This is a genomic window from Marinicauda salina (genome assembly GCF_003122085.1).
Classification (GTDB): Bacteria; Pseudomonadota; Alphaproteobacteria; order Caulobacterales; family Maricaulaceae; genus Maricicauda_A; species Maricicauda_A salina.
This window is the reverse complement of record NZ_QEXV01000003.1, coordinates 111,663-129,401: the sequence shown is the minus strand read 5'-3', so window position 1 is coordinate 129,401 and position 17,739 is coordinate 111,663. Positions and strand designations below refer to the sequence as shown.

17 protein-coding genes are annotated in these 17,739 nt (G+C 67.6%); all 17 read left to right on the top strand.

Annotated features, from left to right (window positions below; genetic code table 11):
- The first annotated feature begins 14 nt into the window (after positions 1–14).
- Positions 15–626, top strand: coding sequence for an NADH-quinone oxidoreductase subunit C (locus DDZ18_RS06130; protein ID WP_109252497.1), 612 nt, complete (start codon positions 15–17; stop codon positions 624–626).
- Positions 627–629: 3 nt separating this feature from the next.
- On the top strand, positions 630–1,820 hold the full coding sequence (locus tag DDZ18_RS06125) for an NADH-quinone oxidoreductase subunit D (protein ID WP_109252496.1): 1,191 nt from the start codon (positions 630–632) through the stop codon (positions 1,818–1,820).
- A complete protein-coding gene (gene nuoE / locus DDZ18_RS06120) occupies positions 1,817–2,578 on the top strand; it encodes an NADH-quinone oxidoreductase subunit NuoE (RefSeq protein WP_109252495.1) in 762 nt (253 codons plus the stop codon). The genes DDZ18_RS06125 and nuoE overlap by 4 nt, the downstream gene beginning before the upstream one ends.
- A complete protein-coding gene (nuoF, locus tag DDZ18_RS06115; RefSeq protein WP_109252494.1) occupies positions 2,578–3,891 on the top strand; it encodes an NADH-quinone oxidoreductase subunit NuoF in 1,314 nt (437 codons plus the stop codon). Before nuoE ends, nuoF begins: the two co-directional genes overlap by 1 nt.
- 5 nt (positions 3,892–3,896) lie before the next feature.
- Positions 3,897–4,307 carry a hypothetical protein gene (locus DDZ18_RS06110; protein WP_109252493.1) on the top strand — a complete coding sequence of 137 codons (411 nt, stop codon included), beginning with the start codon at positions 3,897–3,899 and terminating at the stop codon, positions 4,305–4,307.
- A 250-nt stretch (positions 4,308–4,557) separates the two neighbouring features.
- Complete coding sequence (gene nuoG / locus DDZ18_RS06105; RefSeq protein WP_109252492.1) at positions 4,558–6,666, top strand: NADH-quinone oxidoreductase subunit NuoG; 2,109 nt, start codon at positions 4,558–4,560, stop codon at positions 6,664–6,666.
- 10 nt (positions 6,667–6,676) lie between these two features.
- A complete protein-coding gene (locus DDZ18_RS06100; protein ID WP_109252491.1) occupies positions 6,677–6,871 on the top strand; it encodes a hypothetical protein in 195 nt (64 codons plus the stop codon).
- The gene (gene nuoH / locus DDZ18_RS06095; protein ID WP_109252490.1) at positions 6,868–7,920 is read left to right on the top strand and encodes an NADH-quinone oxidoreductase subunit NuoH; all 1,053 of its coding nucleotides are present in this window, start codon (positions 6,868–6,870) and stop codon (positions 7,918–7,920) included. Before DDZ18_RS06100 ends, nuoH begins: the two co-directional genes overlap by 4 nt.
- Before the next feature lie 12 nt (positions 7,921–7,932).
- Complete coding sequence (gene nuoI, locus DDZ18_RS06090; protein ID WP_109252489.1) at positions 7,933–8,421, top strand: NADH-quinone oxidoreductase subunit NuoI; 489 nt, start codon at positions 7,933–7,935, stop codon at positions 8,419–8,421.
- A gap of 94 nt (positions 8,422–8,515) precedes the next feature.
- Entirely contained in the window at positions 8,516–9,127 is a 612-nt protein-coding gene (locus DDZ18_RS06085; protein ID WP_408631534.1) for an NADH-quinone oxidoreductase subunit J, read from the top strand.
- Positions 9,127–9,441, top strand: a complete 315-nt coding sequence (gene nuoK / locus DDZ18_RS06080; RefSeq protein ID WP_109252487.1) for an NADH-quinone oxidoreductase subunit NuoK — start codon at positions 9,127–9,129, stop codon at positions 9,439–9,441. The genes DDZ18_RS06085 and nuoK overlap by 1 nt, the downstream gene beginning before the upstream one ends.
- A 9-nt stretch (positions 9,442–9,450) precedes the next feature.
- The gene (gene nuoL, locus DDZ18_RS06075) at positions 9,451–11,538 is read left to right on the top strand and encodes an NADH-quinone oxidoreductase subunit L (protein ID WP_109252486.1); all 2,088 of its coding nucleotides are present in this window, start codon (positions 9,451–9,453) and stop codon (positions 11,536–11,538) included.
- 4 nt (positions 11,539–11,542) lie between these two features.
- Positions 11,543–13,054 (top strand): NADH-quinone oxidoreductase subunit M, encoded by a 1,512-nt coding sequence (locus DDZ18_RS06070; protein WP_109252485.1) that lies wholly within the window; start codon positions 11,543–11,545, stop codon positions 13,052–13,054.
- Between the two features lie 16 nt (positions 13,055–13,070).
- Complete coding sequence (nuoN, locus tag DDZ18_RS06065) at positions 13,071–14,525, top strand: NADH-quinone oxidoreductase subunit NuoN (RefSeq protein WP_109252484.1); 1,455 nt, start codon at positions 13,071–13,073, stop codon at positions 14,523–14,525.
- Positions 14,526–14,529: 4 nt separating this feature from the next.
- Positions 14,530–15,258, top strand: coding sequence for a biotin--[acetyl-CoA-carboxylase] ligase (locus DDZ18_RS06060; RefSeq protein ID WP_109252483.1), 729 nt, complete (start codon positions 14,530–14,532; stop codon positions 15,256–15,258).
- A 19-nt stretch (positions 15,259–15,277) separates the two neighbouring features.
- Positions 15,278–16,063: a type III pantothenate kinase gene (locus tag DDZ18_RS06055; RefSeq protein ID WP_109252482.1), complete on the top strand. Its 786-nt coding sequence runs from the start codon at positions 15,278–15,280 to the stop codon at positions 16,061–16,063.
- Positions 16,038–17,735, top strand: coding sequence for a ribonuclease J (locus DDZ18_RS06050; RefSeq protein WP_456298948.1), 1,698 nt, complete (start codon positions 16,038–16,040; stop codon positions 17,733–17,735). Before DDZ18_RS06055 ends, DDZ18_RS06050 begins: the two co-directional genes overlap by 26 nt.
- Positions 17,736–17,739 lie beyond the last annotated feature (4 nt).

Genomic DNA, 17,739 nt, shown 5'->3' with positions numbered 1-17,739 from the left:
GAAAGAGCAGACCGTTGAGCGACAAAGACCTGACCGAACTCGGCGAGCACATCGCCGCGACGCTCGAGGCCGACGTGCGCGGCTGGCGCGTCGCCCATGGCGAGCTGACGGTGGAGATCCATCGCGACCGCGTCGTCAAGGTGCTGCGCTTCCTGCGCGAGGACCCGAACTGCCGCTTCACCTCGCTGATGGACGTGTGCGGCGTCGACTGGCCGGGCCGCGCCGACCGCTTCGACGTCGTCTATCACCTGCTGTCCATGCACCTTAACCAGCGCATCCGCGTGACGACGACCGCCGACGAGGACACGCCGGTGCCGAGCGTGGTCGAGGTGTTCCCGACCGCGAACTGGTTCGAGCGCGAAGTCTTCGACATGTACGGGGTGCTGTTCGACGACCATCCCGACCTGCGCCGCATCCTCACCGACTACGGCTTCCAGGGCTATCCGCTGAGGAAGGACTTCCCGCTGTCGGGCTATGTCGAGGTCCGCTACGACGAGGAGGAGAAGCGGGTGGTCTACGAGCCCGTCGAGCTGGTCCAGGAATTCCGGGACTTCGATTTCCTCTCGCCGTGGGAGGGCGCGAAATACGTGCTGCCCGGCGACGAGAAGGCCGAGGGCGAGGCGTAAGCGATGGCCGAAACCGACATCCGCAACTTCACGATCAATTTCGGTCCGGTCCACCCGGCCGCCCACGGCGTGCTGCGCATGATCCTCGAGCTCGACGGCGAGGTGGTCGAGCGCGTCGACCCGCATATCGGCCTTCTGCACCGCGGCACCGAGAAGCTGCTGGAGCACAAGACCTATCTCCAGGGAATCGGCTATTTCGACCGCCTCGATTACGTCGCGCCGATGAACCAGGAGCACGCCTTCTGCCGCGCGATCGAGCGGCTCGCCGACATTCCCGTGCCGAAGCGCGGCCAGTATGTCCGCGTGCTCTACGACGAGATCGGGCGGATCCTGAACCACCTGCTCAACGTCACCACGCAGGCGATGGACGTCGGCGCGCTCACCCCGCCGCTGTGGGGCTTCGAGGAGCGCGAGAAGCTGATGGGCTTCTACGAGCGCGCCTCCGGCGCGCGCATGCACGCCCACTACTATCGCCCCGGCGGCGTCCACCAGGACCTGCCGCAGGAGCTCATCGACGACATCATGGCCTGGTGCGAGGCCTTCCCCCAGGCCGTCGACGACATCGAGACGCTGCTCACCGAGAACCGCATCTTCAAGCAGCGCAATGTCGATATCGGCGTCGTCACGAAGGAGGACGCGCTCGCCTGGGGCTTCTCCGGGGTGATGGTGCGCGGCTCGGGCATGCCCTGGGATCTCAGGCGCTCGCAGCCCTACGCGGTCTATGACGAGCTCGAGTTCAAGATCCCGCTGGGCAAGAACGGCGACAATTACGACCGCTATCTCTGCCGCATGGAGGAGATGCGCGAGTCGGTGAAGATCATGCAGCAGTGCTGCGAATGGCTCTCGCGCTCGGAGAACCAGGGCCAGGTGCTGCCCACCGACACCAAGTTCGCCCCGCCGCGGCGCGCCGAGATGAAGCGCTCCATGGAAGCGCTCATCCACCACTTCAAGCTCTACACCGAGGGCGTCCACGTGCCCGAGGGCGAGTGCTACGCCGCCGTCGAGGCGCCCAAGGGCGAGTTCGGCGTCTATCTCGTCGCCGACGGCACGAACACGCCCTACCGGGTGAAGATCCGCGCGCCGGGCTACGCCCACCTCCAGGCCATGGATCACTTGAACAAGGGCCACATGCTGGCGGACGTCTCCGCCATCCTGGGCTCGCTGGACATCGTGTTCGGGGAGATCGACCGATGAGCGTCCGCCGTCTCGCCGAGGAGCAGCCGGAAAGCTTCGCCTTTTCAAAGAAGAACGAGGAAAAGGTCGCGTTCTGGCTGAACAAGTATCCCGAAGATCGCGCCGATTCGGCCGTCATTCCGCTTCTCTGGATCGCCCAGAAGCAGGAGGGCTGGGTCACCGAGCCGGCGATCCGCGCGATCGCCGACCGGCTGGGCATGCCGTATATCCGCGTCTACGAGGTCGCGACCTTCTACACCATGTTCAACCTGGAGCCGGTGGGCGAGCACCTGATCCAGGTCTGCGGCACGACGCCGTGCTGGCTGCGCGGGTCCGACGATCTCAAGGCCGTGTGCGAGACCCGCATCGGCAAGAAGGGCCGCGGCAATGTCACCGCCGACGGCAAGTTCTCCTGGGAGGAGGTCGAGTGCCTCGGCGCCTGCGCCAACGCGCCGATGGTCCAGATCTCCAACGCCGAGGGCGACTGGTATTACGAGGACCTGACCGGCGAGGCGCTGGAGAAGATCCTCGACGATCTCGCCGCCGGCAAGTCGGTCGAGGCCGGCCCGATCACCGCGCGGCGCGCCTCCGAGCCGACCGAAGCCAAGGTCGAGACCCTCGTCGCCGACGAGCTTTATGACGGCTCGCCGGCCGAGCCGCTGAGCGAGCTCCCGAACGCCGAGGTCGCGGTGAAGCCGAAGCCGAAAGCCAAGGCGGGCGCGGCGAAGAAGCCCGCGGCGAAGAAGTCCGGCTCCGCGAAGAAGAAGGATCAGGATTGATGACCCAGCTTCTTCAGGACAAGGACCGGATCTTCACCAATCTCTACGGCGCGCATGACTGGGGCCTCGAGGGCGCCCGTCATCGCGGCGCGTGGAATATGACCAAGGAGATCCTCGAGCAGGGCCCCGAGTGGATCACCGGCGAGGTGAAGGGCTCCGGCCTGCGCGGCCGCGGCGGGGCGGGTTTCCCGACCGGACTGAAATGGTCCTTCATGCCCAAGGAGGTCGGCGCGCGGCCGCACTATCTCGTCGTCAACGCCGACGAGTCCGAGCCGGGCACCTGCAAGGACCGCGAGATCATGCGCCACGATCCGCACACGCTGATCGAGGGCTGCCTGATCGCCTCCTACGCCATGCGCGCGCATGCGGCCTACATCTATATCCGCGGCGAGTACGTGCTCGAGCGCGAGCGCCTCGAGGCCGCGATCAAGCAGGCCTATGACGCAAAGCTGATCGGGCCGGACAACGTCCACGGCTGGGATTTCGACGTCTACGTCCATCACGGCGCGGGCGCTTATATCTGCGGCGAGGAGACGGCGCTTCTGGAAAGCCTCGAGGGCAAGAAGGGCCAGCCGCGCATGAAGCCGCCGTTCCCGGCCAACGCCGGGCTCTACGGCTGCCCGACGACGGTCAACAACGTCGAATCCATCGCGGTCGTGCCGACCATCCTGCGCCGCGGCAAGGAGTGGTTCGCCGGCTTCGGCCGCGACGGAAACACCGGCACCAAGATCTTCTCGATCTCCGGCCACGTGAACGCGCCGTGCAATATCGAGGAGGCGATGAGCATCCCGCTCAAGACCCTCATCGAGAGCTACGCCGGCGGCGTGCGCGGGGGCTGGGACAACTTGAAGGCCGTGATCCCGGGCGGCTCCTCGGTGCCGCTCATCCCCAAGGATGTCTGCGACGACGTGCTGATGGACTTCGACGCGCTCAAGGACGCCAAGTCCGGCCTCGGCACGGCCGCCGTGATCGTGATGGACAAGTCCACCGACATCGTGAAGGCGATCGCGCGCATCAGCTATTTCTACAAGCACGAGAGCTGCGGCCAGTGCACGCCGTGCCGCGAGGGCACGGGCTGGATGTGGCGCGTGCTCGAGCGCATGGCCCGCGGCGAGGCCGAGACCTCCGAGATCGACGATCTGCTCGACGTCGCCGGCCAGGTCGAGGGCCACACCATCTGCGCGCTCGGCGACGCCGCGGCCTGGCCCGTCCAGGGACTGATTCGCCATTTCCGCGGCGAGATCGAAGAGCGCATCGAGAATTATCGCGCGGGCCGTCCGGTCTTCGTGCAGGAACCGGTCGCGGCGGAGTAGGGGTGATGGCGGGCATTGTTCTGACATACGTCCTGGCTGCAGCGGCTTGCACGGCGGCGCTGGCGATCGCGCGGCTCGTACTCGGCGGAGCTGATGAGAATTTCGCGCTCTCCACAGCTCTGTCCTTCCTGTTCTTTTTCGTTGCCGGCGGCCTGGCTTGGCGGATCGGGGCGTTATTCGCGCGAGAGTCGCTGATTGCGCGCTCGTTCGTGGCCTGGGGCGGCGTGGCGCTCGTCCTTCTCGTCTGGGATCTGGCGCCGCGGATGGCGAACCGCCCGCTCGGCGAAGCCGCCGACGTGCTGATCATCAACCTTCCCGTCTTTGTTGGGGGCTGGCTTGGCAGCGCGCTCGTCTGGGGCGCCGTCTTTCGGCTGCGCCGCTCGGAGAATGTTCAAACAACGGATGTCGCGGCATGAGCGAAACGCGCACCATCATCATCGACGGCGCCGCGAACGCCCTCCTCCCCCTTGACGGGGGAGGTCGCCGCGAAGCGGCGGGAGGGGGTGAACCTCACCCCACCCTGACGGCTGCGCCGTCTTCCCTCCCCATCGAGGGGAGGGAGGGGCGCGTTGGCCGCCCCGCCCGCCCGAATTCGACGGCCCGGCTCCGCCTCCCATCGAGGGGCGGGAGGGGATCCTTCCACGCGCATCTTCGTGAGGTCGCGGCATGAGCGAAACGCGCACCATCATCATCGACGGCGAGGAGATCGACGTTCCCGTCGATTACACGCTGCTGCAGGCCGCCGAGGCCGCGGGCAAGGAGATCCCGCGGTTCTGCTATCACGAGCGCCTGTCGGTCGCCGGAAACTGCCGCATGTGCCTGGTCGAGCTGGTCGGCGCGCCGAAGCCGGCCGCGTCCTGCGCCTTCCTCGTGCGCGACATGCGCGGCGGGCCGAACGGCGAGCCGCCGGCGATGAACACGCTTTCGCCGATGGTCAAGAAGGCGCGCGAAGGGGTGATGGAGTTCCTGCTCATCAATCACCCGCTCGACTGCCCGATCTGCGACCAGGGCGGCGAGTGCGACCTGCAGGACCAGTCGCTGGCCTATGGCCGCGCCGGCTCGCGCTTCGCCGAGAACAAGCGCGCCGTCGAGGACAAGTACATGGGTCCGCTGATCAAGACGATCATGACCCGCTGCATCCAGTGCACCCGCTGCGTGCGCTTCGCCACCGAGATCGCCGGCGTGCCCGAGCTGGGCGCGATCGGACGCGGCGAGGACATGGAGATCACGACCTATCTCGAGAAGTCGATGACCTCCGAGCTGTCGGGCAATGTCATCGATCTCTGCCCGGTCGGCGCGCTCACCTCGAAGCCCTACGCCTTCAACGCGCGGCCGTGGGAGCTCACCAAGACCGAGACCGTCGACGTGATGGACGCCCAGGGCGCGAATATACGCGTCGACAGCCGGGGCGGGGCGGTGCTCAGGATCATGCCGCGCCTCCACGAGGAGGTGAACGAGGAGTGGATCTCCGACAAGACGCGCTTCGTCTGGGACGGGCTGGGCCGGCAGCGCCTCGACCGGCCCTTCGTGCGCGAGGCCGGCAAGCTGCGTCCGGCGAAATGGGACGAGGCGCTCGCCCTCGCCGCCGACAAGCTGTCGGGCGATCCCGAGAAGGTCGGCGTCATCGCCGGCGATCTCAATGACGTCGAGGGGCTCAAGGCCGCCAAGGATCTGTTCGATTCACTCGGCGTGAAATCGATCGACTGCCGCCAGGACGGCGCCAAGATCGGCGGCGGGCCGCGGCAGGGCTATCTGTTCAACTCCACCATCGCCGGGATCGACGAGGCCGACGCCATCCTGATCGTGGGCTCGAACCCGCGCCTGGAGGCCCCGGTGCTCAATGCGCGCATCCGCACGCGCTGGCTGAACTCGGACGCCAAGGTGGGCGTGATCGGCGAGGCCGCCGATCTCACCTACGAATACGAGCATCTCGGAACCGGGCCGAAGGACATCGCCGCGCTTGCGAAGAAGCGCTCGGGCTTCATCAAGACGCTCAAGGACGCCGAGAAGCCGATGATCATCGTGGGCGCGGGCGCGCTCGCCCGGGCCGACGGCGCGCAGGTGCTGCGCGCGGCCGGCGATCTCGCCGCCAGGGTCGGCGCGGTCGCCGACGGCTGGAACGGCTTCAACGTCCTTCACACGGCCGCGTCGCGCGTCGGCGGGCTCGATCTCGGCTTCATCCCGGGCGAAGGCGGCCGCGACGCGAACGCCATCCTCGACGGCGCCAAGGCCGGCGACGTCGAGACGGTCGTGCTGCTCGGCGCCGACGAGATCGATACGGATCGTCTCGGCGACGCCTTCGTCATCTATGTCGGCCATCACGGCGACGCCGGCGCCATGCGCGCCGATCTGATCCTGCCTTCAGCGGCTTACACCGAGAAGAACGGATTCTACGTGAACACCGAGGGCCGGGTTCAGCTCGCCGAGCGGGCCGTCTTCCCGAAGGGCGAGGCCAAGGAGGACTGGGCGATCTTCCGCGCGCTGTCGGCGCGCCTCGGCCGGACGCTGCCCTATGACGATCTCAATGCGCTGCGCGCCGATCTCATCGAAAAGATCGAGAGCTTCGGCGAGATCGACCACGCGCCCGGCGCGGCCGGCGCCGAGAGCTTCGATCCGGCGAGCCTCGGCGAGGCCGGCGACGTCGCCGACGCGCCGTTCGTCTCGCCGATCACGGACTTCTATCTGACCAATGCGATCGCGCGCGCCTCGAAGACCCTGGCGGAATGCTCCGCCGAGGTCGCCGCGGCGCGGTCCGAGCTGCAGGCCGCGGAGTAGGGAGGCGGGATTGGCGAAAGCGCCTGAAATCGCGGCCCTCGGCGGCGTCGGAGTGGGCGTCGCGCTGGGCGTGTCGCTCGGCGTGGCGATGGAGAGTCTGCCGGCGGGGATCGCCATGGCGGCGGGCTTCGCCGTCCTCTGGGCGGTCGTCTTTCATCGCGCCGCGGTCAATCGCGCCAAGGGCGGGGGGAATGCTGAGCAATGAGTGATTTCGTCGCCGATTGGGGCCCGCTGTGGGGCACGGTCGCCAGCATCGGCCAGATCCTGGGCTTCATGGTCGTGCTGCTGCTGTCGCTGGCCTTCCTGCTCCTGCTCGACCGCAAGGTCTGGGCGGCGGTCCAGCTGAGGAAGGGTCCCAACGTCGTGGGCGCGTTCGGCCTGCTGCAGTCCTTCGCCGACTTCATCAAGTTCGTGCTCAAGGAGATCGTGGTGCCCGCCGGCGCGGACCGCCCGCTCTTCCTGATGGCGCCGCTGGTGACTTTCGTGCTGGCCTTCATCGCCTGGGCCGTCGTGCCCGTGGCGCCGGGCTGGGTGATCTCCGACCTCAATGTCGGGATCCTCTACATCTTCGCGATCTCCTCGCTCGGCGTGTACGGCATCATCGTCGGGGGCTGGGCGTCGAACTCGAAATATCCCTTCCTGGGCTCGCTGCGCTCGGCCGCCCAGATGGTCTCCTACGAGGTCTCGATCGGCTTCGTGATCGTCACCGTGCTGGTGATGGCGGGTTCGATGAACCTCTCCGAGATCGTCGTGGCCCAGTCCGGCGGGTTCTGGAACTGGCACGTGCTCAGCTTCGACATGCTGCCCTGGCCGGCCTTCGTGGTGACGATCCCGATGTTCTTCATCTTCTTCATCTCGGCGCTGGCCGAGACGAACCGGCCGCCTTTCGATCTGCCCGAGGCCGAATCCGAGCTCGTGGCGGGCTACCAGGTCGAGTACTCCTCGACGCCGTACCTGCTGTTCATGATCGGCGAGTACCTCAACATCGTGCTTATGTGCGCGCTGATGACGGTGCTCTTCCTCGGCGGCTGGCACGCGCCGATCGAGGTGGTTCCCTTCACCTGGGTCCCGCCGGTGTTCTGGTTCGCGCTCAAGGCGCTGTTCCTGTTCTTCATGTTCGCCATGGTGAAGGCGCTGGTGCCGCGCTACCGCTACGACCAGCTGATGCGGCTGGGCTGGAAGGTCTTCCTGCCGACCTCGCTGGCCGCCGTCGCGCTGATGGGAATCGCCGTGGCCTATTCGAACGCTTCGTGAGCGAGGGATGAGATGAACCGGATCGCCCAGACCCTGCGCGGGGCCGCCCTGATGGACTTCTGGGGCGCCTTCGCCCTCGGCATGCGCTACTTCTTCCGCAAGAAGCCGACGCTGCACTATCCCTCCGAGAAGGGCCGGCTGAGCCCGCGCTTCCGCGGCCAGCACGCGCTCCGACGCTATCCCAACGGCGAGGAGCGCTGCATCGCGTGCAAGCTGTGCGAGGCGGTGTGCCCGGCCCAGGCCATCACCATCGAGGCCGAGCCGCGCGAGGACGGCTCGCGGCGCACGACGCGCTACGACATCGACATGGTGAAGTGCATCTATTGCGGCTACTGCCAGGAGGCCTGCCCGGTCGACGCGATCGTGGAGGGGCCGAACTTCGAATACGCCACCGAGACCCGCGAGGAGCTCTACTACGACAAGGAGAAGCTCCTCGAGAACGGCGATCGGTGGGAACGCGAAATCGCACGGAACCTCGAACTCGACGCGCGCTATCGCTGACGCTATGACGGCGCGCGACTCCCGCACCGGAGTCGGGGCTTTCTCCCGGCTTTACCTGCGACGACACGATTGAACCATCGACCCGACGGGGGGCTTGATGCTGCAAGCGGCGGCCTTTTGGCTTTTATCGATCGTGGCGATCGGCTCCGCCTTCATGGTGGTGGCCGCGCGCAACCCCGTTCGCGCGGTGCTGTTCCTGATTCTCGCCTTCTTCAGCGCGGCGGGGCTGTTCGTCCTGCTCGGCGCGGAGTTCCTGGCGATGATCCTGGTCATCGTCTACGTCGGCGCGGTCGCCGTGCTCTTCCTGTTCGTGGTGATGATGCTCGACATCGATTTCGCCGAGCTCAAGCAGGGCTTCCTGAGCTATCTGCCGCTGGGCGGGCTGGTCGCGCTGGTGCTCGCCGCCGAACTCATCATCGTCGGCTTCACCTGGGTCTCGGCCGACACCGCGGGCCAGGCGCTGCAGTCGCCGACGCCGGCGGGCGTGTCCAATGTCGAGGCGCTCGGCGCGCTCATCTATGACCGCTACGTCTTCTTCTTCCAGGCCGCCGGCCTGATCCTGCTGGTCGCGATGATCGGCGCGATCGTGCTGACCCTGCGCCACCGCGAGGGCGTCAAGCGCCAGGACATCGGCAAGCAGGTCCGCCGCACGCGCGCCGAATCCGTCGAGGTGGTCGACATCGAAAGCGGCGAGGGGATCGGCTGATGCTCACCGAAATCGGGCTCGGACACTATCTCGCGCTCGGCGCGATCCTGTTCACGATCGGCGTGTTCGGCATCTTCGTGAACCGCAAGAACGTGATCATCCTGCTGATGTCGATCGAGCTGCTGCTGCTGGCCGTCAACATCAATTTCGTCGCCTTCTCGGCGCATCTGGGCGATCTGGCCGGCCAGGTCTTCGCCATGTTCATCCTCACCGTCGCGGCCGCCGAAGCCGCCATCGGCCTCGCCATTCTCGTCGTCTTCTTCAGAAACCGCGGAGACATCGCGGTCGAAGGCGCCAACCTGATGAAGGGCTGATCGCACGCCATGGCTCACATCATCGTCTTCGGTCCGCTCCTCGCCGCGATCATCGCCGGCCTGCTGCAGAAGCAGATCGGCGACCGGCTCGCGCAGCTGATCACGACGGGGATCCTGATCCTCGCCGCCGTGCTGTCGGTCTTCGTCTTCTATGACGTCGCCGTGGCCGGGAACGCGCGCACGATCGAGCTCGCGCGCTGGATGGCGGTCGGCGATTTCGAGGTGTCCTGGGCGATCAAGCTCGACACGCTCTCGTCGGTGATGCTGATCGTGGTGACGGGCGTGTCCTCGCTCGTCCACGTCTATTCGTGGGGCTATATGGAGCACGACCCTCATCGGGCGCGCTTCTTCTCCTACCTGTCGCTGTTCACCTTCGCGATGCTGTCGCTGGTGACGGCCGACAACTTCCTGCAGATGTTCTTCGGCTGGGAGGGCGTCGGGCTGGCGTCCTATCTGCTGATCGGCTTCTGGTACAAGAAGGAGTCCGCCAACGCCGCCGCGGTGAAGGCCTTCGTCACCAACCGGGTGGGCGATTTCGGCCTGGCGCTGGGCGTGATGGCGATCTTCTTCATCTTCGGCTCGGTCCAGTTCGACGAGGTGTTCGCCGCCGCGCCGGACGAGACCGAGACGCTGATCACCTTCTTCGGCCTGCAGTTCCAGGCGCTCGAGCTGATCGCGCTGATGCTGTTCATCGGGGCGATGGGCAAGTCGGCCCAGTTCTTCCTCCATGTCTGGCTGCCCGACGCCATGGAGGGCCCGACCCCGGTCTCCGCGCTGATCCACGCCGCGACCATGGTGACGGCGGGCGTGTTCCTGGTCTGCCGGGCCTATCCGATCTACGAGCTGGCGCCGAACGCCTCGGCGGTGGTCACCGTGATCGGCGCGATCACGGCCTTCTTCGCCGCCACGGTCGGCGTGGTTCAGAACGACATCAAGCGCGTGATCGCGTATTCGACCTGCTCGCAGCTGGGCTACATGTTCTTCGCCGCCGGCCTCGGCCTCTACTCGGCGGCGATGTTCCACCTGTTCACGCACGCCTTCTTCAAGGCGCTGCTCTTCCTCGGCGCGGGCTCGGTCATCCACGGCCTCCACGACGAGCAGGACATGCGCAAGATGGGCGGCATCTACCAGTCGCTGCCCTGGACCTGGATCCTCATGATCATCGGCACGCTGGCGCTCACGGGCGTCGGGCTGCCGATCCTGGGGCTCGGCTTCGCCGGCTTCTACTCCAAGGACATGATCATCGAGGAAGCCTTCATGATGGGGCAGGAGGGCGTCAGCTTCGGCATGCTCGCCTTCTGGATGGGCGTCATCGCGGCGGGCCTGACCTCCTACTATTCCTGGCGCGTCATCTTCATGACCTTCCACGGCAAGTATCGCGGCGAGCCCGAGGTGCTGAAGAAGGCCCATGACAGCCCGGGCGTGATGCTGATCCCGCTCATCCTGCTGGCGGTCGGCGCGGTGTTCGCCGGCGGCGCGTTCAAGTCCGACTTCGTCGGCGAGGGCGCGCTCACCTTCTGGGGCGAGAGCCTGCCGGCCGGCCCGTACGCCGAGGCCAATTACGGCGAGACCCACGCGCCGGACGCCGGCGAACGCGCCGCCGAACACGGCGTCGCGCTGAGCGAAGCCGAGACGGCGTCGCTGGAAGCGGCCACGAGCGCGGAGGATCACGCCGCCGAGGGCGAGCACGGCGGCCATCATCCGCCGACCTGGGTGCTGTTCACGCCGCTGGGCGTGACGGTGCTCGGCTTCGCGATCGCGTACTGGTTCTACATTCTCAACGCGGGGCTGCCCGCGCGCATCGCCGCGCGCGGCGGGCCGCTCCACGCCTTCCTCTACAACAAGTGGTATTTCGACGAGATCTACGACTTCGTGTTCGTCCGCGGGGCGCGGGCGCTGGGCGACCTGTTCTGGAAGATTGGCGACAAGCGCCTGATCGACGGTCTCGGTCCGGACGGCGTCGCGCGGTCGGCCTTCGCCGGGGCGAAGCGGATCGCGCAGGTCCAGAGCGGGTATCTGTATCACTACGCCTTCGTGATGCTGATCGGCCTGCTCGCGCTCACCCTGTGGCTCGTCGCCGGCGCCGGAGTGCAATAGGACGATGCTGGGTCAGCTTCCGATACTCTCCGCCGTCACCTTCCTGCCCGCGCTCGGCGCGCTGGCGATCCTGGTGCTGCGCGCGCTCATGCGCGGCGAGGACCAGGCCGCGCTGGACCGCAACGCCAAGGGCGTGGCGCTGTTCGTGACCGTCTTCGTGTTCGCGCTGTCGCTGCTTCTGGTGGTCGAGTTCGACCCCACGGTCGCCGGCTTCCAGTTCGTCGAGAGCGCGCCGTGGCTCGCCGAGCTCGGCATCAACTACAAGCTCGGCGTCGACGGGCTGTCGGTGCTGTTCGTCCTGCTCACCGCGTTCCTGATGCCGATCTGCATCCTGGCGAGCTGGAACATCAAGACGCGCGTGGCCGACTACATGGCGGCCTTCCTGCTGCTCGAGGCGCTGGTCATCGGCATCTTCTGCGCCCTCGACATGATCGTCTTCTACATCTTCTTCGAGGGCTCGCTGATCCCGATGTTCCTGATCATCGGGGTGTGGGGCGGCGCCAACCGGATCTACGCGGCGTTCAAGTTCTTCCTCTACACCTTCCTCGGCTCGGTGCTGATGCTGGTGGCGATGATCTGGATGTATCTCGACGCCGGCACGACCGATCTCACCATGCTGCTCGACCACGACTTCGCCCGCGAGGCGCAGCGCTGGCTGTGGCTGGCCTTCCTCGCCTCGTTCGCGGTGAAGATGCCGATGTGGCCGGTCCACACCTGGCTGCCCGACGCCCACGTCGAGGCGCCCACGGCGGGCTCGGTGATCCTGGCGGGCATCCTGCTGAAGCTCGGCGGCTACGGCTTCCTGCGCTTCTCGCTGCCGATGTTCCCCGACGCCAGCGCCTTCTTCGCGCCGCTCATCTACGCGCTGTCGATCATCACCATCGTCTACACCTCGCTGGTCGCCTTCCGGCAGACCGACGTGAAGAAGCTGATCGCGTACTCGTCGGTCGCCCATATGGGCTTCGTGACGATGGGCCTGTTCACGATGACCGAGCTCGGCGTGCAGGGCGGCATCTACCAGATGCTCTCCCACGGCCTCGTCTCGGGCGCGCTCTTCCTGTGCGTCGGCGTGATCTACGACCGCTTCCACACCCGCGAGATCGCCTTCTACGGCGGGCTGGCCAATTCGATGCCGGTCTACGCCGCGCTGTTCGGCCTGTTCGCCATGGCCAATGTCGGCCTGCCGGGCACGTCGGGCTTCGTCGGCGAGGTGATGACGATGATCGGCGCCTTCCAGGTCGATCCCCGCGTCGCCGCCGGCGCCGCGCTCGGCGTGATCCTGTCGGCGGTCTACATGCTGACGCTCTACAAGAAGGTGGTCTTCGGCGAGCTCGACAATCCCAAGCTCGAGGGCGCGTCCGATCTCGATCTCCGCGAATGGATCAATCTGGGCGTGCTCGCGATCCTGGTGGTGTGGCTCGGCTTCTTCACCACGCCGATCACGGAAATCACCGGCGTCTCCGTCGAGGCGCTCATCGACCAGTACCAGGCCGCGCTCGCCGCGCCGGGCTCGTAACGAGGGCTGAGAGCTCATGACCGCGCAAACGCTGCTCGCCGACCTTCGCCTGCTGACGCCGGAGCTGATCCTCGCGCTCGGCGCGATGGCGCTGCTCATGGCGGGCGTCTACCGCAAGGGCGACCTGCCGGCGTTCAAGCTGGTCAACACGCTGAGCCTCGTCCTGCTGGCGGTCGCTGGGGCGGCGGCGCTCTACCTGGTTCCGGGCGAGGGCGGCGAGGCCTTCACTGGCGCCTTCGTGCTCGATCCCTTCGCGCTCTACGCCAAGACGGCGGTCTTCGTCGCGGCCATCGCCGCGCTGCTGCTGGCCGACAAGTATCTCGAGGTCGAGCGGCTGGCGCGCTTCGAGTTCCCGGTCCTGGTGGTGCTGGCGTCGCTCGGCATGTCGGTGATGGTCTCGGCCGACGACCTGATGACGCTCTATCTCGGCCTCGAGCTGCAGTCGCTGTCGCTCTACATCCTGGCGGCATTCAATCGCGACTCCCTGCGCGCTTCCGAGGCAGGGCTGAAATACTTCGTCCTCGGCGCGCTGTCCTCGGGCCTGCTGCTCTACGGCGCGTCGCTCATCTACGGCTTCGCCGGCTCGACCAGCTTCGAGGCGATCGCCGTCGCCGCGGCGTCGGAGAGCGGGTCGGTGGGCCTTCTGTTCGGCATGGTCTTCCTGCTGGCGGGGCTGGCCTTCAAGGTCTCCGCCGCGCCGTTCCACATGTGGACGCCCGACGTCTACGAGGGCGCGCCGACGCCGGTGACGGCCTTCTTCGCGACCGCGCCCAAGCTCGCCGCGATGGCGCTGCTGGCGCGCGTCGTGAGCGATCCCTTCGCGCCGATGGTCGAGGAATGGCGCCAGGTGGTGATCGTGCTGGCGATCCTGTCGATGGCCTTCGGCGCCTTCGGCGCGCTCATGCAGACCAACATCAAGCGCCTGATGGGCTATTCCTCGATCGGCAATGTCGGCTACGCGCTGGTCGGCCTGTCGGCGGGAACGGCAATCGGCGTCTGGTCGGTCCTGCTCTACATGACGCTCTATGTCATCGGCGTTGCCGGCGCGTTCGGCGTCATCCTGTCGATGCGGCGGTCCGAGGGCATGGTCGAGCGCATCGAGGATCTCGCCGGCCTGTCGCAGACCCGGCCCGGCATGAGCTGGGCGATGACGGCGGTGCTGTTCTCGATCGGCGGAATGCCCTTCCTGGTGGGCTTCTTCGCCAAGCTGTTCGTCTTCTACGCCGCCGTCGAGGCGGGGCTGGTCTGGCTCGCCGTCGTCGGCGTGCTCTTCTCGACGGTGTCGATCGCCTACTATCTCAAGGTCATCAAGGTGATGTGGTTCGACGAGCCGACCGGCGAGTTCATGCCCGCTCCGGCCGGCGCGGCGCTGGTCAGCCGCGTCGCGGGGCTCGCGACCGTGGCCCTGCTGCCCTTCGTGGCGGTCCTGTTCACGCGCGTGATCCAGGCCGGCGCCGGCTTCGGCGGCTGATCGCTTGCGTTTCGAGCACCTCGCCGAGACCGACTCCACCAACGAAGAGGCCAAGCGCCGCGCGCTCGCCGGCGAGACCGGTCCGGTCTGGATCCGCGCCGACCGGCAGACGGCGGGACGCGGCCGCCGCGGCCGCCGCTGGTCGGGCGGTGCGGGCAATCTGTACGCCACCGGGCTCTATCGGCTGGAGACGCAGCCCGCCAAGGCCGCCCAGCTCTCCTTCGCCGCCGCGCTCGCGGTCGCCGACGTGGCAGCGGCCGCCGGCGTCGACCCCGAGCGGATCACGCTCAAATGGCCCAACGACGTGCTGGTCGACGGGCGCAAGACGGCCGGCGTCCTGCTGGAGTCGGGAAACGCGCCGGGCGGCGGGCTGTGGCTGGGCGTCGGCGTCGGGATCAATCTCGTCGACCATCCCGAGGACGCCGAGCGCCCGGCGACCGATCTCGCCGCGCACGGACGCGCGCTCGAACCCGACGCGGCGCTGCGCGTCCTCGCCGACAGCTTCGACGCCTGGCGGCGGCGCTGGGCCGAGCACGGCTTCGCGCCCGTCCGCGACGCCTGGCTGGCGCGCGCCCACGGGCTGGGCGGAACATGCGTCGCCCGGCTCGAGGACGAGACCGTCGAGGGCGTCTTCGCCGACCTGACGAGCGAGGGCGCGCTGCGACTGGATTTGAAGGACGGCCGGCGGCGGTTTATCTCCGCAGGCGACATCTTCTTCCCGTCAGCGCGCTGACGAGCCCGGAACCCTTCCCATGCTTCTCGCCATCGATTGCGGCAACACCAACACGCTCTTCGCCGTCCATGACGGCGAGAGCTGGATCGCGCAGTGGCGCACTGCGACCTACACCGCGCGCACCGCCGACGAGTACGCCGTCTGGCTGCAGCAGCTGCTGTCGCTGCAGGAGCTCTCCCTGAAAGATCTCGACGCCTGCGTGATCTCCTCGGTGGTGCCCCAGTCCCTGTTCAATCTCAGGAACCTCGCGCGGCGCTATCTCGAGACCGAACCCGTCGTCGTCGGCGAGCCGGGCGTCGAGATCGGGGTCGGCGTCAACCTGGAGACCCCGTCCGAGGCCGGCGCCGACCGGCTGGTCAACGCGCTGGGCTGCCGGGTGAAGTATGACGGCGCGCTGGTGATCGTCGATTCCGGCACGGCCACGACGCTCGACGTCGTCTCCGCCGACGGCGCCTTCGAGGGCGGGATCATCGCGCCGGGCATCAATCTGTCCATGCAGGCGCTGCACACCGCCGCCGCGCAGCTGCCGCGCATCGCCATCGAGCGCCCGCCGCACGTCATCGGGCGCAACACCGTCCAGGCGATGCAGTCGGGCGTGTTCTGGGGTTATGTGAACCTGATCGACGGGCTGGTCGCCCAGGTGAAGGCCGAATACGCCCAGCCGATGACCGTCATCGCGACGGGCGGCGTCGCCTCGCTCTTCGAGGGCGCGTCGAGGACGGTCGATCACTACGACGCAGACGTGACGATCCGCGGGCTGCACGAGGTGTGGCGGCGCAATGGAGGCGATCGCCGTGACGGCTGACTCGGAAGCGCTCTACTTCGTGCCGCTGGGCGGCTCCGACGAGATCGGGATGAACCTCAACCTCTACGGCTTCGGGCCGGAAGAGGACCGCAAGTGGATCATCGTCGATTGCGGCGTGACCTTCGGCGATCTCTCCACGCCGGGCGTCGACGTCATCATGCCCGACCCGCGCTTCATCGAGGAGCGCCGCGACGACCTGCTGGGCATCGTGCTCACCCACGCCCACGAGGACCACATGGGCGCGGTGGCGTATCTCTGGGACCGCCTGCGCTGTCCGATCTACGCCACGCCCTTCACCGCCTGGCTGATGCGCGACCGGCTGGCCGAGCGGGGACTTCTGGGCGAGGCGCCGGTCCACGAGATCGGGCTCGACGCGCGTTTCGAGATCGGCCCGTTCGATCTGCAGCTGATCACGCTCACCCACTCCATTCCCGAGCCGAACGGGCTGGCGATCCGCACGCCCGCCGGGCTGGTGCTGCATACCGGCGACTGGAAGATCGATCCCGAGCCGCAGATCGGCGAGACGACCGACACCAGCGCCATCGAGGCCCTCGGCGAGGAGGGCGTCACCGCGATGGTGTGCGACTCGACGAACGTCTTCACGCCGGGCGAATCCGGCTCCGAGGCGGGCGTCGCCGAGTCCCTGACCAAGGTGGTGGGCGAGCAGAAAGGCAAGGTCGCGATCGCGGCCTTCGCCTCCAATGTCGCGCGGCTCCAGACCGCCATCCGCGCCGCTGAAGCCAATGACCGCCGCGTCTGCCTGGTCGGCCGCTCGATGCATCGCATGACCAACGCGGCCAAGGCGGTCGGCCTGCTCGCCGACGTGCAGGACTTCGTCGACGAGGCCGATGCGGCCCACTTTCCCGACGACAAGATCTGCTATCTGTGCACCGGCTCGCAGGGCGAAAGCCGCGCCGCGCTCTCGCGCATCGCCGACGGCTCGCACCGCAACGTCACGCTGGGGAAGGGCGACGCGGTGATCTTCTCCTCGCGCGTCATTCCCGGAAACGAGCGCGAGATCTTCGACCTGATGAACCGGCTGGCCGGCCGCGGCGTGAAGGTGATCACCGAGAAGGACCGCCACATCCACGTCTCGGGCCATCCCTGCCGCGACGAGCTCCAGCAGATGTACGCCTGGGCGAAGCCGAAGGTGGCGATCCCCGTCCACGGCGAGCGCCGGCACATCCTCGAACACGCCGCGTTCGCGAAATCGCTGCAGGTGCCCCACGCCGTCGCGCCCTATAACGGCGCGATCGTGCGCATCACCCGCGACGGCGCGGAGATCGTCGACGAGGCGCCGGCCGGCCGGCTGCATCTCGACGGAAACTTCCTGGTCGACTCCGAGGCGGAGTCGATCCGCGAGCGTCGCCGGCTGGCCTTCGCCGGGCATCTGACGGTGGTCGCGACGGTGGACCCGCAGGGGGACCTGGTGTCGGGCCCGGAGCTGCGCGCCGTCGGCGTCGCCGAGAGCTACGAGTTCGACCTCGACGCCTTTCTCGACGCGCTCGAGGACGCCGCCGAGGACGCCTACGATCGGATGTCGCGAAAGGATCGCCGCGACGTCGGCGCGATCGAGGAGGTCTTGCGCGTCGCGGTGCGCCGCGAGGCCAACCGGATCTGGGGCAAGAAGCCCCATGTGGAGGCGGTCGTGCAGTCGACGCCGGGGGCGTGAAGGA

Excerpts from the sequence above, each read along its gene's own strand:
- nuoF (WP_109252494.1), top strand. The coding sequence starts at position 2,578 with ATGACCCAGCTTCTTCAGGACAAGGACCGGATCTTCACCAATCTCTAC.
- nuoI (WP_109252489.1), top strand. The coding sequence starts at position 7,933 with ATGAACCGGATCGCCCAGACCCTGCGCGGGGCCGCCCTGATGGACTTC.
- nuoK (WP_109252487.1), top strand. The coding sequence starts at position 9,127 with ATGCTCACCGAAATCGGGCTCGGACACTATCTCGCGCTCGGCGCGATC.
- DDZ18_RS06125 (WP_109252496.1), top strand. The coding sequence starts at position 630 with ATGGCCGAAACCGACATCCGCAACTTCACGATCAATTTCGGTCCGGTC.
- DDZ18_RS06070 (WP_109252485.1), top strand. The coding sequence starts at position 11,543 with ATGCTGGGTCAGCTTCCGATACTCTCCGCCGTCACCTTCCTGCCCGCG.
- DDZ18_RS06050 (WP_456298948.1), top strand. The coding sequence starts at position 16,038 with ATGGAGGCGATCGCCGTGACGGCTGACTCGGAAGCGCTCTACTTCGTG.
- nuoN (WP_109252484.1), top strand. The coding sequence starts at position 13,071 with ATGACCGCGCAAACGCTGCTCGCCGACCTTCGCCTGCTGACGCCGGAG.
- nuoE (WP_109252495.1), top strand. The coding sequence starts at position 1,817 with ATGAGCGTCCGCCGTCTCGCCGAGGAGCAGCCGGAAAGCTTCGCCTTT.
- nuoH (WP_109252490.1), top strand. The coding sequence starts at position 6,868 with ATGAGTGATTTCGTCGCCGATTGGGGCCCGCTGTGGGGCACGGTCGCC.
- DDZ18_RS06110 (WP_109252493.1), top strand. The coding sequence starts at position 3,897 with ATGGCGGGCATTGTTCTGACATACGTCCTGGCTGCAGCGGCTTGCACG.
- nuoL (WP_109252486.1), top strand. The coding sequence starts at position 9,451 with ATGGCTCACATCATCGTCTTCGGTCCGCTCCTCGCCGCGATCATCGCC.
- DDZ18_RS06055 (WP_109252482.1), top strand. The coding sequence starts at position 15,278 with ATGCTTCTCGCCATCGATTGCGGCAACACCAACACGCTCTTCGCCGTC.
- nuoG (WP_109252492.1), top strand. The coding sequence starts at position 4,558 with ATGAGCGAAACGCGCACCATCATCATCGACGGCGAGGAGATCGACGTT.